At 42.2% G+C, this 21424-nt stretch carries 18 protein-coding genes and 2 tRNA genes; 18 read left to right on the forward strand and 2 right to left on the reverse strand.

The window, feature by feature from the left end; genetic code table 11:
- Nucleotides 1-10 precede the first annotated feature (10 nt).
- The 4 genes from HDC92_RS23805 to HDC92_RS23820 all read left to right on the forward strand — a co-directional run bounded on the left by HDC92_RS23805 (nucleotide 11) and on the right by HDC92_RS23820 (nucleotide 2978).
- On the forward strand, nucleotides 11-1189 hold the full coding sequence (locus HDC92_RS23805) for a glycoside hydrolase family 105 protein (RefSeq protein ID WP_183877384.1): 1179 nt from the start codon (nucleotides 11-13) through the stop codon (nucleotides 1187-1189).
- Nucleotides 1186-2544 carry a DUF1080 domain-containing protein gene (locus tag HDC92_RS23810; protein WP_183877385.1) on the forward strand — a complete coding sequence of 453 codons (1359 nt, stop codon included), beginning with the start codon at nucleotides 1186-1188 and terminating at the stop codon, nucleotides 2542-2544. The genes HDC92_RS23805 and HDC92_RS23810 overlap by 4 nt, the downstream gene beginning before the upstream one ends.
- A 231-nt stretch (nucleotides 2545-2775) precedes the next feature.
- Nucleotides 2776-2849 (forward strand) — tRNA-Pro (locus tag HDC92_RS23815).
- A gap of 55 nt (nucleotides 2850-2904) precedes the next feature.
- A tRNA-Pro gene (locus HDC92_RS23820) sits at nucleotides 2905-2978 on the forward strand.
- A gap of 51 nt (nucleotides 2979-3029) precedes the next feature.
- Here HDC92_RS23820 and HDC92_RS23825 read toward each other — a convergent pair.
- Together HDC92_RS23825 and HDC92_RS23830 are read right to left on the reverse strand one after the other, a co-directional pair.
- Nucleotides 3030-3389: a hypothetical protein gene (locus tag HDC92_RS23825; RefSeq protein WP_183877386.1), complete on the reverse strand. Its 360-nt coding sequence runs from the start codon at nucleotides 3387-3389 to the stop codon at nucleotides 3030-3032.
- Between the two features lie 24 nt (nucleotides 3390-3413).
- Nucleotides 3414-3911, reverse strand: a complete 498-nt coding sequence (locus tag HDC92_RS23830; RefSeq protein ID WP_183877387.1) for a recombinase family protein — start codon at nucleotides 3909-3911, stop codon at nucleotides 3414-3416.
- A gap of 722 nt (nucleotides 3912-4633) precedes the next feature.
- Between HDC92_RS23830 and HDC92_RS23835 the strand changes: the two genes are divergently transcribed.
- The 14 genes from HDC92_RS23835 to HDC92_RS25280 all read left to right on the forward strand — a co-directional run bounded on the left by HDC92_RS23835 (nucleotide 4634) and on the right by HDC92_RS25280 (nucleotide 21272).
- The gene (locus HDC92_RS23835; protein ID WP_183877388.1) at nucleotides 4634-5236 is read left to right on the forward strand and encodes an RNA polymerase sigma-70 factor; all 603 of its coding nucleotides are present in this window, start codon (nucleotides 4634-4636) and stop codon (nucleotides 5234-5236) included.
- Between the two features lie 93 nt (nucleotides 5237-5329).
- Complete coding sequence (locus HDC92_RS23840; protein WP_183877389.1) at nucleotides 5330-6445, forward strand: FecR family protein; 1116 nt, start codon at nucleotides 5330-5332, stop codon at nucleotides 6443-6445.
- A gap of 9 nt (nucleotides 6446-6454) precedes the next feature.
- On the forward strand, nucleotides 6455-7381 hold the full coding sequence (locus HDC92_RS23845) for a peroxiredoxin family protein (RefSeq protein ID WP_183877390.1): 927 nt from the start codon (nucleotides 6455-6457) through the stop codon (nucleotides 7379-7381).
- The gene (locus HDC92_RS23850) at nucleotides 7359-11144 is read left to right on the forward strand and encodes a SusC/RagA family TonB-linked outer membrane protein (protein WP_183877391.1); all 3786 of its coding nucleotides are present in this window, start codon (nucleotides 7359-7361) and stop codon (nucleotides 11142-11144) included. Before HDC92_RS23845 ends, HDC92_RS23850 begins: the two co-directional genes overlap by 23 nt.
- Before the next feature lie 20 nt (nucleotides 11145-11164).
- Nucleotides 11165-12652 carry a RagB/SusD family nutrient uptake outer membrane protein gene (locus HDC92_RS23855; protein WP_183877392.1) on the forward strand — a complete coding sequence of 496 codons (1488 nt, stop codon included), beginning with the start codon at nucleotides 11165-11167 and terminating at the stop codon, nucleotides 12650-12652.
- 64 nt (nucleotides 12653-12716) lie between these two features.
- Nucleotides 12717-13802 carry a TlpA disulfide reductase family protein gene (locus HDC92_RS23860; protein WP_183877393.1) on the forward strand — a complete coding sequence of 362 codons (1086 nt, stop codon included), beginning with the start codon at nucleotides 12717-12719 and terminating at the stop codon, nucleotides 13800-13802.
- Between the two features lie 25 nt (nucleotides 13803-13827).
- The gene (locus tag HDC92_RS23865; protein WP_183877394.1) at nucleotides 13828-15126 is read left to right on the forward strand and encodes a TlpA family protein disulfide reductase; all 1299 of its coding nucleotides are present in this window, start codon (nucleotides 13828-13830) and stop codon (nucleotides 15124-15126) included.
- Between the two features lie 19 nt (nucleotides 15127-15145).
- Nucleotides 15146-16549 carry a TlpA disulfide reductase family protein gene (locus tag HDC92_RS23870; protein WP_183877395.1) on the forward strand — a complete coding sequence of 468 codons (1404 nt, stop codon included), beginning with the start codon at nucleotides 15146-15148 and terminating at the stop codon, nucleotides 16547-16549.
- 10 nt (nucleotides 16550-16559) lie between these two features.
- Complete coding sequence (locus HDC92_RS23875; protein ID WP_183877396.1) at nucleotides 16560-17009, forward strand: protein-disulfide reductase DsbD domain-containing protein; 450 nt, start codon at nucleotides 16560-16562, stop codon at nucleotides 17007-17009.
- A 48-nt stretch (nucleotides 17010-17057) separates the two neighbouring features.
- A complete protein-coding gene (locus HDC92_RS23880; protein ID WP_183877397.1) occupies nucleotides 17058-17600 on the forward strand; it encodes a TlpA family protein disulfide reductase in 543 nt (180 codons plus the stop codon).
- Nucleotides 17601-17624: 24 nt separating this feature from the next.
- Complete coding sequence (locus HDC92_RS23885) at nucleotides 17625-18323, forward strand: DUF4369 domain-containing protein (RefSeq protein WP_183877398.1); 699 nt, start codon at nucleotides 17625-17627, stop codon at nucleotides 18321-18323.
- Between the two features lie 31 nt (nucleotides 18324-18354).
- Nucleotides 18355-19467: a TlpA disulfide reductase family protein gene (locus tag HDC92_RS23890; RefSeq protein ID WP_183877399.1), complete on the forward strand. Its 1113-nt coding sequence runs from the start codon at nucleotides 18355-18357 to the stop codon at nucleotides 19465-19467.
- 3 nt (nucleotides 19468-19470) lie between these two features.
- Nucleotides 19471-21150 carry a trypsin-like peptidase domain-containing protein gene (locus tag HDC92_RS23895; RefSeq protein WP_183877400.1) on the forward strand — a complete coding sequence of 560 codons (1680 nt, stop codon included), beginning with the start codon at nucleotides 19471-19473 and terminating at the stop codon, nucleotides 21148-21150.
- Nucleotides 21147-21272 (forward strand): hypothetical protein, encoded by a 126-nt coding sequence (locus tag HDC92_RS25280; RefSeq protein WP_255484666.1) that lies wholly within the window; start codon nucleotides 21147-21149, stop codon nucleotides 21270-21272. The genes HDC92_RS23895 and HDC92_RS25280 overlap by 4 nt, the downstream gene beginning before the upstream one ends.
- Nucleotides 21273-21424 lie beyond the last annotated feature (152 nt).

Consider the following 21424-nt stretch of genomic DNA (forward strand, 5'->3'; position numbering starts at 1 on the left):
TTATTTATTGATGAAACACTTAAATTATTTTTCGATGAAACATGCTGTTTGTTTATGGTTCGTATCCATTTTTGGTATAGCATCCACTCCTGTTTTTTCCCAGTCCTGGGTTGATGCGGTAGACCGTCATGGCCGTGAGATGTACATGCCAGCTGCCCAATACAAATGGGACTGGGGACAGGCCACTTTTTTGAATGCGCTGGTCCAGTTGTATAATGCCTCAGGTGAGGTGCAGAAAAAAACATACCTCAATTATATTAAACAGGCTATGGATGCCAGTTTTAATGTGGCAAATGGTAAGCACCCAAATGCAGTAGCTTCGGCGCATGGCATGGCTTTTCTTGCCAGGATAACAGGTGAAAAAAAATACCTCGATAAATGCAATGAGATTTATGCCGACTATTTGAAAATTCCGCGTGCCCCGAATGGTGGCGTTTCTCATCGGGCAGAAACGGTGGAGTTATGGGACGATACCGTATACATGCTGAATATGTTTTTGCTGGAAATGTACCGGTTAACCGGCGATGAGAAATATATTGCTGATTTTGTGAAGCAATTTAAAGCACATCAGGAAAAGCTGATTGATGCGAAATCCGGTCTGTGGGTACATGGCTGGGATGCAGACCAGGCTGATTACAATGATGGATGCAGTATTATGGGTTGGCCGGATCCGGTTACGAGGAAAAGCAGCGAAATCTGGGCGCGTGGAAACGGCTGGATCGGTATGGCGCTTTCAGATGCCCTGAATACCATCTCTAAAAAATCAAAGTACCGCAAACAATTGGAAAAGGCTTTTTTACAGTATGTAGCAGCCATTGCCCCATTGCAAAACCGTGAATCAGGCCATTGGTATCAGTTGCCGACTTTAGTGAATGAACCTAAAAACTTTTTGGAAAGTTCTGCTACCGCCATGTTTGCCTATACCATTACCATGGGCTTAAAAATGCACATGCTGGACCAGAAAAAATACGGGCCGATGGCAGATCGGTCTTACAATGGCATCATCAAAAATAGCCTAAGGGATGCCGGTAACGGATATCAGGTGCCTTCGAGAGTTTCAGGTGGTACCTGTATTGGTGATGAGAATTATTACCTGGGCCGAAAAATAACAGAAGGTACTGGGTTTGGCTATGGCGCATTCATCATGTTTGGGCTTGCCTATGAACAATATAAAGGATTACGTAAATGAATATTAGAAAATTAGTTTCACTGTTGCTGTTATTCAGCACGGCAGGTGTGTACGCCCAAACAGCGGGCTGGAAAAATTTATTTGATGGAAAAACGCTGAAAGGATGGCACCAATTGAATGGCAAAGCAAAATATGAAGTGATCAATGGCAGTATTATAGGTACTACAGTAACTGCTGAGCCGAATTCATTTCTGGCTACCAATGAAGACTACGGAGATTTTATCCTGGAACTGGAATTAAAAGTAGGCCAGATGAATTCCGGTATCCAGTTCAGGAGTTTGTCTGATCCTGCTGATCACAATGGTAGGGTGAGGGGTTATCAGGTAGAAGTTGACCCTTCTGACAGGGCCTGGTCTGGTGGTATTTATGACGAAGCACGACGGGGCTGGATGTACCAGACAGAGATGCATCCTGCTGCTAAGAAAGCATTTGTAAAAAAAGGCTGGAACAAGTATAGGATAGAAGCAATAGGACCGGTGATCAGGACCTGGGTAAACGATGTGCCTGTTGCCTATATGGTGGATGATATGACTGCGAAAGGATTTATTGCCTTACAGGTGCATGGTGTAAAAGAGCGGGCAGGTGGTGCACAGATCCAATGGCGGAACATTAAAATACAAACGGGTGCTGCTATGAGGCCGAGGCCATTGGATTTGTCGGTACCCGTAGCCAATTATACGCTCAATACCCTTTCCCCATTGGAACGGGCCCAGGGTTTTAGTTTATTGTTCAATGGAAAAGACCTGAGGGGATGGAGGGCCGTTTTAAAACAAAGCCCGCCTGAAAAAGGTTGGGAAGTAGAAAATGGGATATTGCAAATTATGCCTGCTGACAGCAGCGCAAAAAATAAATATGGCGACCTGCTCAGCGCCAGGCAATACAAGGCATTTGAAATGAACTTCGATTTCAAGTTAACAGAAGGTGCCAATTCCGGGGTCAAATATTTTGTAATGGAGTCGGAAAATGCTGCACGCGCCGGCCTGGGACTGGAATACCAGATATTGGATGATGAACGTCATCCCGATGCAAAGCTGGGGACTGCGGGGAACCGTACGATGAGCAGTTTGTATGACCTGATTCCGGCCGATAAGCTGGATGCACGCTTTAAGAAAAATATAGGCGAATGGAACCAGGGTAAGATCATTGTATACCCCAATAACCTGGTACAGCATTGGTTAAATGGATTTAAGGTAGTTGAGTATCAGCGTGGAAGCAATATCTACAAAGTGCTTGTAGCCCATAGTAAATTTGCCGGTAAAGAAGGTTTTGGCCTTGCAGAACGGGGACCGGTTTTGTTACAGGACCATGGTAATGCGGTGTATTATAAAAACATTAAAATAAGGGAACTTAATTAGTGCTATCGCTTGGTGTATCAAAAGAAGATTTTATTATAGATTGATTAACAATGTTTTATAAGATATATGAAAAATAATGGCTTCCAGATTTGTTGTGCTGATATTTTTCCTATATTTGCGCCATAGAATTTTTAGCTATAATTGAAATAATTAATAAAGCAAAGTAGGATTTATCAATTTTAAATTGTTTCTTTGCAATCCCTTCGAAAAAGGGAGAAAAGATACCAAGTTCGGGGTGTAGCGTAGCCCGGTATCGCGCCACATTTGGGATGTGGAGGTCGTAGGTTCGAATCCTGCCACCCCGACAAAAAATTGCTTAGCTGAGCAATGGTTATTTTAAAAAAAAAGAAGGTACCAGTTCGGGGTGTAGCGTAGCCCGGTATCGCGCCACATTTGGGATGTGGAGGTCGTAGGTTCGAATCCTGCCACCCCGACTTGAGAGGACAAATCAGATTTATTTCTGTTTTGTCCTTTTTTATTTTTATCTAATTTTTGGTAATCAGATAAATATACTGCAGGATAGTGTTCATTCGGGCGGTTCGAATATTTACTCCATCGAATGTGAAGTTTTCTGGGAACATTGCTGACACTAATCTTCGTAAATCCGCTGTATCTGCTTTTTTAGCCCCTTTGTCCAGTTTTAGCAGGTGTTCGATACCTTCGTTTAATAAATCTTCGACATTTGTACTGTCACGCTGAATCGTGGTTAGCCTTTCTTCCAGATGAACAATTTGTTCGGTATAACCAGTTTTTAATGCCCTGAAATCATCGTCATCTATTTTTCCGGATGCAATTAAGTTACGGGCATTGGAAAGTTTTGCTTCCAGGTCTTTAATCTGTTTCAATACCACCCGCTTTTCCGATTGGATTTATTTAGTCTGCCCATGATAATGTTCACTGATTACTATAGCATATAAATGCCTAACTTCTTTGCGCGGGAGAAACTGTTCTATTTCATCACTTTGACATTTCACGAAGCCACGGAATGGGAATTTTTCAGCGGTTACGATTTTAGGCTGGTATTGTCTGCCTCTGCCATCCAGTACATCCTGCGCCTGATAAAACACTTCCTCGGAAACTAAGGGTTCATGCTGGCTCTTGATGAACTGGGCTTCTTCGTCTTTAAATTTTGGAACAAATATCTTTCCGCAGTAGACCGGGTTGCGCATAGCAAAATGAAAGAGACTTTTCGCACGTTTAAAACCACGGTTGCAAGCTTCATTGAAAATTTGTTCCGTGTTGAATATCCCTTTGGCAATTTCCTCAAATGCCCAGCGGATAATTGAAGCATCCGGTTCCAGCGGTATAATGTATTTACGACCATCCTCAGATGTTTTATTTGTGTAACCTACTGGTGCCAGTCCCATATAACAAGTAATTTCAGGATGGGACAAAGTGTACACTAAATACACTTTAAACTGGTCATTCGGCTGATTTTAAGAGCTTTTAAATACAAAAAATTACTCAATAAGGATTGATCAAAACAGGGGGCGAAAGCCGTCTGTGGTTGTTTATTTTGGCCTATACGGAAAAAATTTATCCAGGGCCAGGTTTCGCTAACCTCTGAAAAATGGCTTTGGATACCCGGATTTGGTGTTTGGGATCAATAATCTCTCGATAGGCCTTTTGCCTCGCGTTAATTATAAGTCGCCTCTGTCAGTGTTAACTTTTAAACTAAGTTCAATATATTTGGTCGCCAACACAAAAATGTGAAGGTTAAAAGATGACCAAATCCATTAATTTTAGCTTGATACAAATCTAAAGGCGTTAATTTAAAACCGGGGCTTGTGGCCTGACAAATTCCGGTTTATTTTTTTGAGCAGAATAAGCTGAGCTAGCGTTCCGCGCTTGGTCAGTATGTCCACCATTTTGCGGTGTGAGATGTTGTATTCTCATTCTGGTCTTATGGTAAGACTCCTTTGATAAAAATTGGTTCATCGCTAAATGAGATGAGATGTATTGTTAGAAATTTTAACGCCTGACTTTTTCGCAAGAGCACCATTAAAGCATCATTATTGTGCACTTCCGGTTTTCTCAATCCCAGAATAAATACGGATATTGGCCTCGGAATTCTATTCACCGTATCTAGATGGCAGACAATAATGAGAACGATAATCAATACTGGATTAATGCATTGCGAGGAGGTGTTGATCAGGCATTGTCACATTATTTTCAGATGTACAATAAGTCATTGCTGTATTTCGCGACCAAGTTAATCCAGGATCAGGAAGAATCACAGGATATTGTCGCCAATTGTTTTGTGGTACTGTGGAACAAAAGGGCCAATTTCGAAACCGATGAAAGCGTAAAGGCTTTTCTATACATCAGTTGCCGGAATGCCTGTCTTAATTTCCTGAAGCACCTCAAAATCAAAACCAGGGTTCAACAGGTATTTCAGGATGAGCTTGCTCAAAATGAAGATACAGTGCTTTATCAGATCATACGTTCTGAAGTGCTCAGCGAGCTGCGACAGGAAATTGAACTCCTGCCGGAAAATTATCGGGAAGTGTTTAAGCTGATTTATTTTGAACACAAGAAAACAGATGAGATCGCCATGCAGTTAGACCTGTCTGTTCAAACAGTACGCAATTATAAGTCCCGCTCGGTCGAGTTGTTAAAAACTGCAATGCTCAGGAGAGGAATTACAGGCGCATTAATGCTGGCTTTTTTATTGGCATTGGAAGGCCGGTAACGGGATTGAAAATAAATTGCCCTTTTTGGGTTGTTTCATTTTCTGAGTTGTTTCTATATTAAATTGGCGTAAAGCCTTTGTTAATGAACAGCTATGTTGGAGGAACAATTCAAAATATCTAAACTGGTCACTGCGTCTTTGCAGGGCAAGTTGAATGAAGTACAGCAAGCCGAACTTGATGTTTGGTTGGCAAGAAGTGAGGAAAACAGTGCGTTTTTAAAAAGTTTCGCTGATGAGCAGCAGGTAGCAGATGAATTGAGATCGTTTGATGCTGGTGACGGACAGGCAACATGGAATAAAACCCAGGCCTTACTGAACCAGTCCCAATCAGAGCATAGAATCCTTTTATGGCCGAAGATCGCAGTTGCTGCGGCTGCGGTTGCCGCAATTGTTTTTGGGCTCTGGTTTTTTAATGAACCGCATCGACCTCAGCCTGTCTCAAAATCTGCGTACATCAATGACATTAAGCCTGGTGGCAACCGGGCGACAATCAGACTTGCCGACGGTAAGGTGATCGGCCTAGATTCGACAAGATCTCGTGTATTGGTGCAAGATAGTGTGAAGACAACTAAAATTGAGACGCTTGTTGCCAGTACACCAAGGGGTGGTACATACAGTTTTATCCTGCCTGACCGTACAATAGCTTACCTGAATGCGGCATCCAGTATCGAATTCCCTTCTAGGTTTACTGGAAAGCATCGGAGCGTCCAGATTGAGGGTGAAATTTATTTTGAAGTGGCGAAAGATAAGGAGCACCCTTTTATCGTAGTTATGAAAGGTCAGCAGATAGAAGTATTGGGTACACATTTTAATGTAAACAGTTACCATGATGAACCGGGGACAGCTACAACTTTGCTGGAAGGTTCAGTAAAGATTAGCGCCGGGAATGTACAGAAAGTCATCAAGCCAGGCGAACAGGCGATAAACCGGTCAGGTATGATTGCCGTCCGGCAGATTGATGTTGAGAATTATGTGGACTGGAAAAATGGAGATTTCAACCTTAACCATATCGAGTTTAAAACCGCGATGCGGAAAATTGCCAGGTGGTATGATATGGAAATCATTTATGACGAGTCTGTACCGGATAATATGGAATCGGGGGGATGGATATCAAGAGATAAGCCTTTGTCGACCGTCTTGAAGTCGATTGAATCGTCTGGATTGGTGAAATTCAAGGTAAGGGGTAAGAAAATTTATGTAATGCAATAATTGAAAGATATGAAGCGAATTATTTTATTGATTATACTGGTTCAGACTACGTTTGCCTCTTTTGCGCAGAATAATCATCCAGTTTCCTGGAAATTCAGCAGCGAACTAATTGCACCTTTAACTTATCAGATCAAACTGCATGCTGTGGTTAAGGTGCCTTATCACATTTACCCTCAGGGGGCAGCAGGTGGTATGGGAATGCCTACGGAATTTTTATTTGTTCAGGATGACAACGTAGAATTTGTTGGGGAGATGACAGAAAAAGGAGAAGAGCAAAAAGAGGGGGGAAGTTTAGCCTATTACTCAAAAGGGGTGACATTTACACAGACCCTAAAACTTAAATCTGAAAGGAAGACCACCCTGGCCTTTACCGTAAAATACATGGCATGTACCAATCAGATGTGCCTGCCACCATCGAAAAAACAGTTTACACTGGAATTAGATGATCATCTAAAGGGAAATGCCGTTACTGAGGGGACAAGCAATACCAGTAATTCACAGACTAAATCCGGGAGCTCATTTGCTTACGAGGATTTCAGCATGGCTGATATGGATGGGAAGACCGTGTCATCAAAGGACATTACCTCAAAAAGTAAATATACGTTTATTGACTTTTGGGCGAGCTGGTGTGCACCATGCCGTGCACAAGGGCGCGAATTAATTCCTATATATAAAAATTATAAATCTAAAGGTTTTGATGTGATTGCTGTTTCATTGGATACTGACGCCACAGCCTGGGAAAAAGCAAGTCAGGCGGATGGCTACACCTGGACAAATCTGAGTGATTTGAAGGGTTTTGAATCTCCTATGAGTAAAAAATATAACATTATTGCTATTCCCAGAAACTTGCTGATTGATCATAAAGGAAACATTATAGCTATGGACTTGCACGGTAAGGAATTGGAAGCAAAGCTTGCAGAACTATTTAAGATATAATAAACCTGATTGTAAACCTAAACCAACCAAACATGAAGAGAAATTTACCATAGAAATTGAAAAGAACCAGTCCCAACGTGGTTGGAACTGGCACAGCTTGGAATTAACAGAAAATGTCAACTACAGCAACCTGGTCCGTGGAAAGAAAAGGATTGCTGTGATAAACCAAACTAAACAAATGTATAAAAATTCTAACAGATATCGGGGGACAGGTCCGTCTTCCTTGTTTAAACTCATGCTGATTATGCGATTAACCACCGTAATATTAATAGCATCCATCTTGCAGGTCACTGCCTCGACATTCGGCCAGCAGATCACGATTAACCGTAAAAATGCTTCACTGGAATCCCTTTTAAAAGAAATCAGGACGCAAAGCAGCTATGATTTTTTTTATGACGGGAAAATCATACCAAAAAACAAGCTGGTTGATGTAAGTGTAACGAACGGTGACATTCATGAAGTGTTGAAAAAAGTTCTTGCCGGATCGTCACTGAGTTACACGATTGAAGGTAAAATTGTCACGATCAAAAAACAAAGTGAACCTACACTGATGGATAAGATCAAATCTGCGTTTGAGCATATAGATGTCCGGGGAAAGGTTATTGATGAGCACGGAAAACCGCTACCGGGCGCTTCTGTGTTTGTTGACGATTCCAATAACAGGACAACCACCAATGAAAGGGGTGAATTTTATCTTCAAAACGTGAATGACAATGCTAAAATATTAATTGCTTACGTTGGATATCAGCCGATAGAGCGCGCGGCCCGCAGGGACCTTGGTACCATACAAATGCAGGTTTCAACTGACAAGCTGGAGGAAGTAGAGATCACGTTCAATACAGGATACCAGCAGATCTCCAGGGAACGTGCAGCAGGTTCATTTGGCAAGCCTGATATGAAAGTGATGTTAAATAGGACAAGTACGACCAATCTCCTGACCCGTTTAGAAGGTCTAGTGCCCGGTCTGACCACCCGTGGCCCGGGTGGTTTGTTGGTTCGCGGACAAAGTTCTATTCCTATTACCACTCCAGGTGCTGCTCCGCTAACCTCTACCAGGCCTTTAATTGTAATTGATGGGATTGAATTTGAAGGTAACATCGAACAAGTTAATATGCAGGATATAGAAGATATCACCATTTTAAAGGATGCTACTTCTGCTTCGATCTGGGGTGCAAAAGCTGCAAACGGCATAATTGTAATCATTACAAAAAAAGGAAAAGCAGGTGAGGGCCTTAGAATCGATTATGACGGTTACTATGCTTTTCAAGGGCATCCGGATCTGGATTACGTGCCGAGATTAAATTCGCAACAGTTTATCGCTGTAGCCCGGGAATTGTTTCCTCAATACTTACCTTTTAATAAGAATTATAGAGCCGTTACTCAAAATTATGGTAGCGTACCACATTTGAAAATTCAATACGACCGCGCCAGGAGTTTGATCACCCAGGCTCAGGCGGATTTTAAATTAGATAGTTTAGCGAATCTGTCCAACACCGCTCAGATAGCGGACCTTTTTGTTCGCGATGCCGGTACCCTGAACCAAACTGTATCAGTTTCAGGGGGAGGAAAAGCGCATACTTTTTATGGATCGTTGAACCATATCGGTAGTCAAAGTAATGTTCCCGGGCAACAGTATAATCAGTATAAGATTAACCTGAACAACAGTCTGGTATTGAACAAGCGAATTACTGTTGCGGTAAATGCAGATTTGACAAATACGGTCACAAGGAATGGAAATACCTACCAACCAGAGCGCAGTATCGTTCCCTATCAGATGTTTAAGGATGCAAGCGGAAATCCGCTAAACATAAATTATTTAAATGGCATACCAACAGAAAATGGATTCATTGTACTTCCTGACTCCCTTAGAAATATTTATCAGGCACGAAGCCGGGTCGATTTAAACTTTAATCCATTACTTGAACAAGACCGGGCATATACGACAGAAAATGGTCTGTTTGCCAGATTGGTAGGGTCGGTAAAAGCCAATATCATCAAGGGACTGGATTTTCAGGGTACTTATGGTTATAATATTGGCAATACCAATACCAGGGCAGTCAGGGACCAGAATAATTATGACATGAGAATTGAAGTGATGCGGTTTGCCGTGGCTGCAAATCCGACGGTTACTCCTGTTTATAATATTCCCGCAACTGGTGGTAAGTTAAATGTCAGTACAAATTCTTCAAAAGCCTGGACGCTGCGTAATCAATTACTTTACAACCATGATTGGGATAAGCATCAATTATCCATAATGGCGGGCCAACAGGCAACCAGCAGTACACCAGTTAGTACTAATGCAACTTATTACGGATGGGACGATCAACTCCAGACCTCAAGGCCTGTAGACCTAGCCAGATTAGCTGCCGGAATTAGTGGTGCTGTTGCAGGCAGCATAGACCTTCCGGGCAATAACGTTGGCGGTGGGGAAGGACGGGTTGCCAGAACAACTTCCTATTTTGCGAACCTGGGGTATACTTTCGATAGAAAATATACCATAAACGCCAGCTGGAGAATCGATGAAAGTAATTTATTCGGAAGGGATAAATCTGCTCAGAACAGGCCGGTCTACAGTATTGGTGGGAAATGGGCACTGGGCTCAGAAGCTTTTATGCAGCCGGTGACCTGGTTAGGCCGATTGGATCTCCGCTTAACTTATGGGATTACAGGTAATGCACCATTTGCCGGAGCGGCGGCTTCTTACGATATCTTAGAAGCACAGAACGATCCAAACTATGTGACGGGAGCAGGATTTATCCTGCAGGCTCCTGCAAACACGAAATTAACCTGGGAAGCAACTAAAGTCTATAATTTAGGTCTGGATTTTGCGATACTTAAAAACAGGTTAAATGGTTCTGTGGACGGCTATATCAGAAAAACGGAGGACCTGATTGGTGATCTGTCTACTTCGCCCTTTACCGGTTATGAAAGTGTAATCGGGAATTATGGAAACTTAACGAACAAAGGGATTGATATTGGTTTAAGTTCCACAAATATCAGCACTAGAAATTTTATGTGGAGTAGTGGAATTACATTCAGCTATAACAAGAACAAATTGACCCAGTTGCGTCAAAATCCACCAGTTTCCGGCAGTGAAATGATTAATGCAAGCAGGCTTGTTGGCTATCCGTTGTACACCACTTTTGTTTACAACTATGGTGGCTTAAATACTGTTGGTGACCCGCAGGTGAGGTTAGCTGATGGAACAGTAACCTCTGCACTTAATGTCACCAAACCAGAAGATATGATTTATGCAGGTACGAGACAACCCGTATGGTCTGGTGGATTTCAGAATAGTTTCCAGTATAAATCTTTCGGATTGAGTGCAAGTATCATCTATAGCGGGGGCAATATTGCTACGAATAATGACAATCCCGCATTTCAGGAGTCCATAATTGGTGAAAATACCTTAAGTCCGGGTTTTTTAGATCGTTGGAAAGTCCCAGGTGATGAGAACAGAACAGATATTCCGAGATATGTACCTTCTGCTGCGCTTGCAAGTGCCCGCAACATCGGTTATTATAGTGTGTCTCAGCGCTATGCCTTAAATGGTGCATATGCCAAGCTCAGGGATATCACGCTTTCCTATAGCATCCCGCAACTTATCGTAAGCAAACTCCGTGCGCAGGCCATCTCTTTCAGGTTCCAGGTAAATAATCTGTTGCTTTGGACCGCAAATAAGCAAGGTATGGATCCGGAGTTTGTTGGGACTACCCGTGATGCGCAAGGTACGGTGAGTTTGGGTGCTCATATTACGTTTTAATTATTTAAATGACATTAGATATGAAAATTTTCAAAAAATATATATTGCGTTCAGCAGTCCTGTTTGCCTTGCTGTCGCAGGTTTCTTGTAAAAAGGAGTTCCTGGAAGTTATCCCCAAAGGACAAACCATAGCCGTCAATACAGAAGATTATGAAAAGATATTGAATGCGAATTATCTGAGCAATTCATTTAATGCGAGTGTATACAGGGGGGACGAGATGGCGGGCTTACAACCTGATTTTGATAATATGGCTGGCAATCTTTTACGTCGGCAACAACGCCTTTTCAGGTACGAAGACCGGGTATATGATGCGGATCAGCTACCTGACGAAATTACAGATGAATCAAATTATATCCGCAAGCTTTATCTTTTTAACAAGGTCATTAACGAAGTGATGGATTCAAAAGGTGGTACAGAATCACAAAAAATGGCCTTGCTGGCAGAGGCAAAAGCAGGAAGGGCCATCTGTAATTTTATGTTCCTTTCTGATTTTACAAAACCTTACAATGCAACTACTGCAGCGACTGATTTAGGCATTCCAAATCTCATTGTTGCGGATGTTAACCTGAGGGATTTTAAGCGAGAGACTTTACAGCAAGGCTATGATCGGGTGATCAAAGATTTAACAGATGCCTTGCCTGATTTAGATGTACTTACGCATCGCCGTAAAATTTCTAAACTGGCCGCTGAATTTTACCTGGCCAGGGTATATATGGCGATGTCAAACTTTAGCACTGCAAAGGTGCATCTGGATGCCGCATTTGCAGAAGTTTCTAAGTCTGCCATACCTATGGAATTATACGACTACTCGGTAGTGCTTAACCCTGATGATCCGGACGCAGCAGGATCATGGTTGCCTGATAGTGGTTTCGGACTTGATAATGAGCCGCTTGCTGCTAACAATACGGAGATTATTTATAATATCACAGCTGGCTGGTTTCAGTTACAGGCTATTGACGCATTTGTTTTCAGTCCTGAGACGGCTAATTTATATGGTGCAACTGATAGGCGCCTGAATTTGTACACCCCTTATTTGATTTTCTCGAATGAGACTTATCCTAAGAGCATGAGACGCAGGACTTCCGGTTTTTTTACGGGAACAGATGTTGGTCCTTCGCTACCTGATCTGTATTTAATGCTTGCGGAATGTAAAGCTCGTGCCAATGATTTAGCAGGTGCTGTTGCTGATTTAGAGATTCTGAGGGAAAAAAGAGTTTCCGGAACAGCGGCTAAAGTACCATCGAATATTGCTTCCAATCAGGAAGCTCTGGTGCGTTTTATTTTAGATGAACGGATTCGTGAATTCGCCATCACTGGCTTGCGCTGGTCAGATATGCGTCGCCTTTCTCTGGATCCGGTATACAGTAACCACATTAATTACACCCATAAAATATACAATGGAAATGGTAACGTAGTTTCTACTTACCAATTGAAACCAGAAAGGTTTGCCCTGAAATTTGGTGAACGCATGCTTAAAGAAAGCAATGGCTTAGAAGAGAATCCATAAATAAAAATAATCCACAATCAGCGAATTGCTACTTCGGCCGCAATTCGCTTTAATAGCTATACTTATGAATAAATTAATTGCAATAGCAGTTGCTGTGGTACTTCCAGCGTTAGTAAATGCACAAGCGAAGTACACCATTACCGGGAAAATTCCAAAAACACACAAAGCGAGAGCCGCGGTAATGTCCTATCCGCCGGATGACAAAGGAGGGGAATATAGAGCTGATACTGCGAAGATCAGTAACGGGAAATTTGAATTTAAAGGAACGATCGGCAGGCCTCAGATGGCTGAATTGAATCTAATTGTTCCCCGTCCGACAGGTGAGACGGGCCGCAGAAACCAATCAAACGAAAACCAGGGAATGAAGAACGTAGCCTTGTTTTATTTGGATGGAAATATTGACGTCAAGTTTGATACTGCAGGCATCGCTTCGTACGCTGGTGGCGGTAAAGAGCAAAAGGCCTGGGAATTTTATAGCAATGAAGCGACGACCAGAAGTAAAGCACAAAAGGATGCTTCAGGGGGGATGGAATTTTATGAAGTACTGGTTTCAGATATGGTAAAAAACTATCCAGATAGTTATGTCAGCGTTGATTTGATGGACCTGTTTACGCAAAGTTCCATACAGCCAAAATTGGTTGAACCGATGTACAATGCCTTGAGCAAAGGAATGCAGCAATCAGAAAAAGTGTTAGCTTGGAAACCAAGGTTAGATCAGGCAAAGCTTGCCGTTTCCGGTAATGTAACTGCCCCTGATTTCACCATCAACGACACTGAAGGTAATCCCATATCGCTTGCCTCTTACAGAGGAGGCTATGTATTGGTAGATTTCTGGGCAAGCTGGTGCATGCCTTGCCGCGCGGAAAATCCAAATGTACTTGCCGCCTACGATAAATTTAAGGATAAGAATTTCAAGATTCTTGGCATCTCCTTAGATGAAAAAAAAGACCTCTGGCTGAAAGCCATTGCCGAAGATAAGCTTCCATGGAAGCAGCTCTGTGACTTTAAGGCCTCCCGGAGCGAAGTAACAAAAGCTTATAATATATCAATGATTCCAGCCAACGTACTGGTTGATCCCAATGGAAAGATTGTCGGTAAAGACTTGAGAGGGAAAGACCTTCATGACCGACTTGCTGAATTGATTAAATAAAAGAAGAAAATTAAACTATATACGCATGAAAAAACTGATTTTACTGCTGCTGATTTCCAGTTCCGCCTGGGCGCAGAAAGCAGCACCGGGAAAATTCAACTTCAATGATTTTAACCTCATTGTTAAAGTTGAGGATAAAGAAAAGTACTTTAATGACATGCTTCAGGAAAAAACTGAGGGTCAGTCGAAACCTGGTCAATACGATCAATTTCGTGTTCCTCTGGCTGTTGCATGGCTGGCGAAAGGCAATCTGGAGCGTTACAAGTATTATACTAAGAACGAACCGAAGTTCTCCTATACAAACTTCCTTGACCTTACTTATGCACTGGAATATCTGGTAGAGGATAATAAGCATCTAAAGATCGTTGAACAGGTTTCAGGCGAAGCTTTGGATATGCTGGCAAAAGGTAAAGCTGAGGATATAGAAAATGATCGGATGCAGGTACTGCTTGAGGTAAGCGCTGTGGCCAATGCTAAGTTAGGAAACATTGCTGTCGCTAAGAAAAATATTGAGCAGTCTTCAAAGGTGAAGGGTTCGAGAGAAGGTAAATATTTCAGAGACTCGAAATCCAATTACCTGAACCGATACGGAATTGTTTTAGCTGCCGCTGGTGAGCACCAGAAAGCCCTGGATACACTGACCAAAGCTGTAAGAGATGCGGATTCCAATCCCAGCCTAATCGCTACGCTTAGAGCGGTTTATAAAAAAATTCATGGCAGCGACCAGGGCGCTGGCAAATTTATTGCAGCCCTTCAGGAAGAAGCTTATAAAAAATACTACCAGGAAGTAGAAAAATCTTTTATTTCGGATGTTTCTGCACCGATTAGTGGAGAAGTTGACGGACCGGGAGGTAAGTTAAAAGTCCTGAATGGTGAGCAACGTGCTAAGAACGTTTCCCTTCCTGATTTAAATGGCAAAATGGTAAACTTCGCTGATTATAATGGAAAGATCCTGGTCGTTGATTTTTGGTCAACTGGTTGTACGCCTTGCGTTGCGGCATTCGCCGGATTTGAGAAAGTAGTGACTGAATATAAAAATGAACCTTTCCAGCTTTTTGTAATTAACCTATTCGAAGAGCAAAAAACTGTTAAAAGTTTCATTGCGAAAAAGGGGATTACCCTGGATGTGTTATATGATGAGCCAAATAAGGCCTACGATATCCAGGCAACTCCAACTAAAATTGTATTTGACCCGATGGGCAATGTAAGATTTTATGCTATCGGTTACTCCGGTTCTACAGACAGGGAATACTATAAGTTAAAAGCTATGGTTGAGATCATTAAAGACCGTGTACAGGGAAAAGCAATCCAAAAATCGAAATAGTAAACTTAAAATTCAAGACATGAAACATATACTTCTAGTGATCTTAATGCTGAGCACGCTAAGCATGGTGGCACAAGAACCAGAGGGAAACCCGAAACTGGAAGCGTTACGCAATGAAAAGGATCAAACTGTACTTCAACAGAGAATCAAAGACCTGGGGAATGGCAGCGCAGAGGATCTGGATTTGCTCATTCAGTATTATGGTAATGATGTTGCTAAAAAAGATGCGGCGACCAAAAGTTTACTTAAAAAATTTCCTGATAGTAATCAAGCGAGGATGCAAAGAATGGTTTCATTCCTGAAACTGAAAGGAGCGGAAAATATGGAAGCGCATCTCCAGTCCATGATTAAAGCTTATCCTAAAGTAAATTTAGACATGGAAAAAAGTATGCTTTCCAGCCTGTATGCCGAAGAACCGAATTCTGCTAAAGTTCTTCAATATGTGAACACTATGGAAGATCCTGTATTCAGGTTGAGAGCGCTGGTAATGGCTATCGAATTGATGGCAGCGATTGATAATACACCAGCTTTGGAACTTGCCACTAAAGAGTTAGCGAATGCGAAAAAAATGAAAGGTCAGACCGCTTTAAGTAATCCTTTAAAAGCAGATCCTAAAGCCGCTTATAACGATTTTATCAATATTTACGGCAAACTGCTTTTTAAAGCAGGCAAGAATGACGAAGCCTATCAATACACGACGGAAGCTTACAACAGCATTCAAAACAGAGATGCTGAGCTGATCGAAAACTATGCCTTTTTGTCCAGCCTGAATGGTAAATATGAGGAAGCACTACCTGTTTTAGCCAACGCGGTAAAAGAAGGTAAGCATGAACAGAAATACATTGAACAGGTAAGAAGAGGATATGCAAAATTAAATCCGGGTAAGGATGTTGATGCCTATATAGCCAGCTTGCAAAATGCTTTTGTGGAGAAGATCAAGATGCAAGTCTCGAAATTGATGGTTAACGAAACTGCACCAGATTTCTCAGTAACAGATGTGAATGGAAAAAAAGTTTCTCTGGCAGACTTTAAAGGTAAAACGATTGTGCTGGATTTTTGGGCAACCTGGTGTGGTCCTTGTGTGGCTTCATTCCCGGCTATGCAAATGGCTGCAAACCGGTATGCGAAAGATCCGAATGTGAAATTTCTTTTCATTCATACCTGGGACAATGTGCCTGACCCATTGACCGATGCTAAAAACTTTCTAGCCAAACGCGACTATAAATTTGATTTATATATGGATCCTGTAGATAAGTCGACCAAAAGAAGTCCGGCCGCCGACTCATTTAAAGTAAAGGGAATTCCCGCAAAATTTATTATCGATGGGAATGGCAGAATTCGCTTTAACATCGAGGGTTTCGAAGGAAATGCTGAAGCTGCAGCAGAAGAACTTTCTCAAATGATAGAACTGGCAAGAAGTTAAACAGATGGCGATGAAACGGATTTTAATATTTCTTACCATTATTTTGCTGTCAGGCATGAGCGGCTACAGTCAGATCCTTAAACCGATCACCTGGAGTTACGCAGCGAAAAAAACAAGTGCTAAAGAAGTAACCTTATATATGAAAGCAAGTCTGGAAAAGGGCTGGCACCTTTATGCTCAAAAGGTAGGCGAAGGTGGTCCCGTGGCCACATCTTTTTACTTTCCGGTATCAAAACTATACGATCTGTTGGGTAGAACCGTAGAGCCACAACCGATAAAGAAGTTTGAACCTGTATTCATGATGGAGGTCAGTTACTTCGAAACCACTGCCGTTTTCCAGCAGAAGGTGAAACTAAAAGGTAAACAGGCTACCGTAAAAGGATCAATCAAATTCATGGTTTGTAATGACAAACAATGTCTTCCCCCTTCAGAAGTATTCTTCAGCATACCCATAAAATAAGTATCAGGTCTGTAGGAATCAAATCAAAAATTATAAATAATCATGATAATGAACGTAAAAGTAATAGTAGTAACCATGGTTGTGATGCTGGCAACGGGATCCACATATGGACAGACAAAGCAAATTCCAGCCGCAAAAAAAAGAGCTCCTATGGCCAGGGTGCCACAGGATAATGGAAAATTGGTCGCTGGTATGAAAGCGCCCGTACTGAGCGTGGAGGAATGGCTTTCTGAGGTGCCGGACATGAAAGGGAAATTTATTGCACTTGATTTCTGGGGCCCTTCCTGTAAGCCGTGTATCGCAGGTTTCCCGCATATCAACGAGTTGCACCATAAGTATAAAGATCAGGTTGTTTTTATAGCGGCCACTACAGATGAAGATCCGGGGGAAGTTTATTCTTTTTCAGCGGGTGCTCCAGTCGAATTTTATAGCATGATGCAGAAAGCAAAAGCCTGGGAAGACTACAAGATACAAGGCATTCCACATATGCTATTGATTGATCCGGCTGGAATTGTTCGTTACAGCGGAAATGGCTTTGAACTGAGTGAGGTCATGCTTCAGGATATCATTAAAAAATACGGGAACAAATAAGCAATCTATTTAATTTCTAAAGCAATGAAATACTTTTTTTTAGCCTTTACCATGTCGGTAACGCTGGCTGGCCAGGCTCAGAACCTAAAATTTGAAGGGGAGCTATCTGGATTAACGGCAGATACCAAGGTAATCCTTTCAGACATGATGAATAAAAAATTCCACGATACAGCCACAGTCGGCGCCAATGCCTTTGCATTTGACTGCAAATTGCCTGGTGCAGGCTTGTATGTATTAAGGGTAGGTTTGATCGGGAAAAAGCCTGAAAATCGGATACTCTATCTGGATGCAGGGAATGTTACCCTGAAAGGAGAACGTGGTAAGCTGAAAAAGGCTGCGCTTTCTGGGGATGAACCCTATATGAAAGATTGGCTTCGATTTGATCATATTCAGCAAAATGATCCCATTTTATCGCTTCAGAAGCGTCAGAATGATACCGTGATTATGCTGGCAATGAGGACCGGGTCGTATGATGGAATGATGCAGGACACGGCTTTTGTCAGGCGGTCGGGCGCTACCTATCCGTTGGTAGATGCAAAGAAAACTGAGCTGGCGAAATCCTGGCTTGCGGAAAACCCAAACTCCGACATCAATGCTTATATCATTTATAAGTTTCTGCGCAGGGAGTTGTCAGATGAGGAGATGAAACGTGCAATGGAGAAACTCAGTCCGGCGTCCCGTCATTCATTAATTGGTAAAAAGCTGATCAGCGGTGACCGGTAAACACTTGTAGCAAAAAAAGAAATAGAATCAGATGAGAAAAATCTCAGTTATATTATTGTGCGCTCTGCTTTCTGCAGCAGCATTTGCACAGAAAAAACCTTTTACCGTGCAGGGTAAAGTAAATGGAACGGTTAAAGAGGGCAAATATGTCTACAGCTTCTACATCATTGGAGAAGATATGGTACTGGATTCGGCAAAAGTCAAAAACGATCGTTACACGCTAAAAGGTAGCGTCGGGCAATCGGCAATGATGACCATTAGCCATAGGCGTTACGGGCCGGATGTGAAAATCTTTATTGGTCCTTCGGCCAGGATTATGGTCATCCATAAAAATTCGCTGAAGGAAGTCGTAGTTTCCGGTTCAAAGGAAAATTTAGCTTACAATAAAGTCCGTACTTCGTTAGCCAGGTATTACAATAAGATGAGTGAGATGGACGGAGCCTATAGCGCGGCCATGAAATCTAACGATAGGTCTGCGTTGAAAGTAATTGAAGCAGACAGTAAAGTCATCTACGATAATATGATGAATGATGTATATCCCAATTATATCAAAAGCAACCCAAATTCCCCAATTGCTTTTGCCATGTTGGATGAGTACATAGGTGGGACGGTTGACGCACGGAAATTAGAGCCGCTTTACAATGTGCTTTCCAGGGATAACAAGAACAGCACGGAAGGAAAGCGCTGGGCAAAGTTGTTAGCAACCGCTAAGCTGACAAGTATCGGGACAAAAGCACCAGATTTTGTGCAAAGCGATACTTCGGGCAGACCAGTCAGTTTATCGTCGATGAGGGGTAAATACGTTTTAGTTGATTTTTGGGCAAGCTGGTGCGGACCATGTCGTGCAGAGAACCCTAATGTACTCAAAGCGTACAACAGGCTTAAAGATCAGGGTTTTGATGTTATTGGAATATCTATAGACAGCGATAAGAAAGCCTGGATTAAAGCGATCAAAGAAGATAAAATGCCATGGCAACAAGTGAGCGATCTCAAAGGTAATAAGAATGAAGCAGCCATGTTGTACGACGTTGATGCCATACCACAAAACTGGTTACTTGATCCTGATGGTGTGGTATTGGAGATCAATCTCCGCGGAGAAAATCTGGCGGATCAAATTGAGCGGCTGATGAACAAAAAGTCTTAACCGATGTCGCTTATTTATTTTAAACTGGGTATACTCAGTCTGTTTTGCCTTTTCTGTACCAGCGGTTATTGTCAGCGTAATCCTGAAGCTATAGAAAAGCTGATTGCCAATTGTGTGGAAAAAGCGATGGCAGCCAGTGTCTATATGATTGAATATGATACCCTTAAAAATACGGTTCAGGATGGTATTGGGGAAGAAAGTGGTTTTAGCGGGGTGGTGGTATCTGAAGCCGGGCATATCTTAACGGCTTCTCATGCTGCCATGCCCAATCAGGTTTACCAGATTAGATTTCCAGACGGGAGCAGGCACATTGCTGTGGGGCTGGGGCGCATTGGTATCCAGGATAAGGGCATGGATTTCGATATGGCAATGGTCAAAATTATCAAACCGGGAAAATGGCCATTCGCAATGATGGCCCCGGCAAAGGAGCTTCGAATAAACCAACCCGTAATCAGCATTTCTTACCCCGGGGCATTTTTCAAGCAAATGCCCAATGTGCGGTATGGGAGAATATCAGACATAGACTTAAGCGATGGCTTTATAGAATCTTCGGCTAAGATGGAACCAGGTGATTCTGGTGGTCCATTGTTCGATCAATATGGCCGCGTAGTAGGAGTTCATAGCTGGATCAAGGAAAAAGAAGATCAGAATTATGATGTTCCGGTTGATCATTTTTTAAAGTACTGGACGGCGCTAAATGTCGCAAAAGATTATGCCGCGCTCCCGGTTGCAGATACTTTGCCCGCTGAAGTAGCGCCTATGAAAGTAATACCTGTTCCCGCTCTTGAAGATTTAGCAGTTATTTCAGCTAAAAACCTTCAAAGTGTGGTCATGCTCAGCAGTGCTCGCGGGGGACAGCAGGTACCTATTTTAGGCACCTTGATTGACTATGGTAATGCCAGCTACATTATTAGTAAAAGCACTATGGTATTCAACAATCCCTTGCTTAAAATAGGTGACCGAAATGTAGCCGTTCAGGTTGTTAAAAGAGATCGGGAAAATGATCTGGTATTGTTAAAAAATAATGAGCGGTTGTATCGCGGTATTAAGATCAAACCTGAGGTTAAAAATCCGGAACTTAAAATCAAAGATTTGGGAAAGATCCTGGTCACTGCATTACCAAAAGATTCTACTAAGGTAGGCGTACTCAGCGCAGTGTATACTGATATCCCTTTGGTCTCCAGTATGGGATACCTGGGGGCAGCTGCTCAGTACGCAGACGGAAAAATCACATTGAACAGAATTGGCAAGGAGAGTACAGCTGCTTATCTTAAGCCAAAAGATCAGGTGACCAAAATCAACGGAGTTACGGTGCATACGGCATCGGATTACGATAAGGAATTTGCAAAGTATATCGCTGGCGATTCAATTTCTCTGGATATCGTAAGGGAAGGAAATCCGATGCAATTTAATGTATACCTGGAAGGGCAGCCGACGGTGCGTCATGTATCTTTTGACTATGCTGGAGGAAGAAGCGACCGCTCTGACGGATTCAAAAACATACTGATCCAAGATGCGGCGGTCAAAGCTGATGAATGTGGAAGCCCTGTATTCAATAGTACAGGGGATTTTTATGGAATTAACATTTCCAGGCGTAGCAGAACATCGAGCATCATTATGCCAATAGTAACGCTTGCAGAATTTTTAAAAACCTATATTAAACACAAAAATATATTCAGATGAAAAGATTTTTTTTTGTTAAATTCCTATTCATCCATACCGCTGAAAATGTAGTCGACCCTTTAACGGATGCCAAAATTTCCTGGCTAAACGTAAACACGACTTTGATTTATACATGGACCTGAAAGACGCTCAGGCGAAAAAAATCCCGCACTTAAAGCATTCAAGATAGAGGGTATACTAGTTAAGGATTGAACCAATTTTTTAAGTATGGCAGCTTCACTTTGTTCAGCCAGTCACTTTTAATGAACTGATCAAATCACATGATAACTCTAGG

This window comes from Pedobacter sp. AK017 (genome assembly GCF_014200825.1).
Taxonomy (GTDB): domain Bacteria; phylum Bacteroidota; class Bacteroidia; order Sphingobacteriales; family Sphingobacteriaceae; genus Pedobacter; species Pedobacter heparinus.

Coding starts and splice junctions, on each gene's coding strand:
- HDC92_RS23860 (WP_183877393.1), top strand. CDS start 12,717: ATGAATAAATTAATTGCAATAGCAGTTGCTGTGGTACTTCCAGCGTTA.
- HDC92_RS23880 (WP_183877397.1), top strand. CDS start 17,058: ATGAACGTAAAAGTAATAGTAGTAACCATGGTTGTGATGCTGGCAACG.
- HDC92_RS23875 (WP_183877396.1), top strand. CDS start 16,560: ATGAAACGGATTTTAATATTTCTTACCATTATTTTGCTGTCAGGCATG.
- HDC92_RS23890 (WP_183877399.1), top strand. CDS start 18,355: ATGAGAAAAATCTCAGTTATATTATTGTGCGCTCTGCTTTCTGCAGCA.
- HDC92_RS23865 (WP_183877394.1), top strand. CDS start 13,828: ATGAAAAAACTGATTTTACTGCTGCTGATTTCCAGTTCCGCCTGGGCG.
- HDC92_RS23855 (WP_183877392.1), top strand. CDS start 11,165: ATGAAAATTTTCAAAAAATATATATTGCGTTCAGCAGTCCTGTTTGCC.
- HDC92_RS23840 (WP_183877389.1), top strand. CDS start 5,330: ATGTTGGAGGAACAATTCAAAATATCTAAACTGGTCACTGCGTCTTTG.
- HDC92_RS23885 (WP_183877398.1), top strand. CDS start 17,625: ATGAAATACTTTTTTTTAGCCTTTACCATGTCGGTAACGCTGGCTGGC.
- HDC92_RS23805 (WP_183877384.1), top strand. CDS start 11: ATGAAACACTTAAATTATTTTTCGATGAAACATGCTGTTTGTTTATGG.
- HDC92_RS23830 (WP_183877387.1), bottom strand. CDS start 3,911: ATGGGACTGGCACCAGTAGGTTACACAAATAAAACATCTGAGGATGGT.
- HDC92_RS23845 (WP_183877390.1), top strand. CDS start 6,455: ATGAAGCGAATTATTTTATTGATTATACTGGTTCAGACTACGTTTGCC.
- HDC92_RS23870 (WP_183877395.1), top strand. CDS start 15,146: ATGAAACATATACTTCTAGTGATCTTAATGCTGAGCACGCTAAGCATG.
- HDC92_RS23835 (WP_183877388.1), top strand. CDS start 4,634: ATGGCAGACAATAATGAGAACGATAATCAATACTGGATTAATGCATTG.
- HDC92_RS23895 (WP_183877400.1), top strand. CDS start 19,471: ATGTCGCTTATTTATTTTAAACTGGGTATACTCAGTCTGTTTTGCCTT.
- HDC92_RS23810 (WP_183877385.1), top strand. CDS start 1,186: ATGAATATTAGAAAATTAGTTTCACTGTTGCTGTTATTCAGCACGGCA.
- HDC92_RS25280 (WP_255484666.1), top strand. CDS start 21,147: ATGAAAAGATTTTTTTTTGTTAAATTCCTATTCATCCATACCGCTGAA.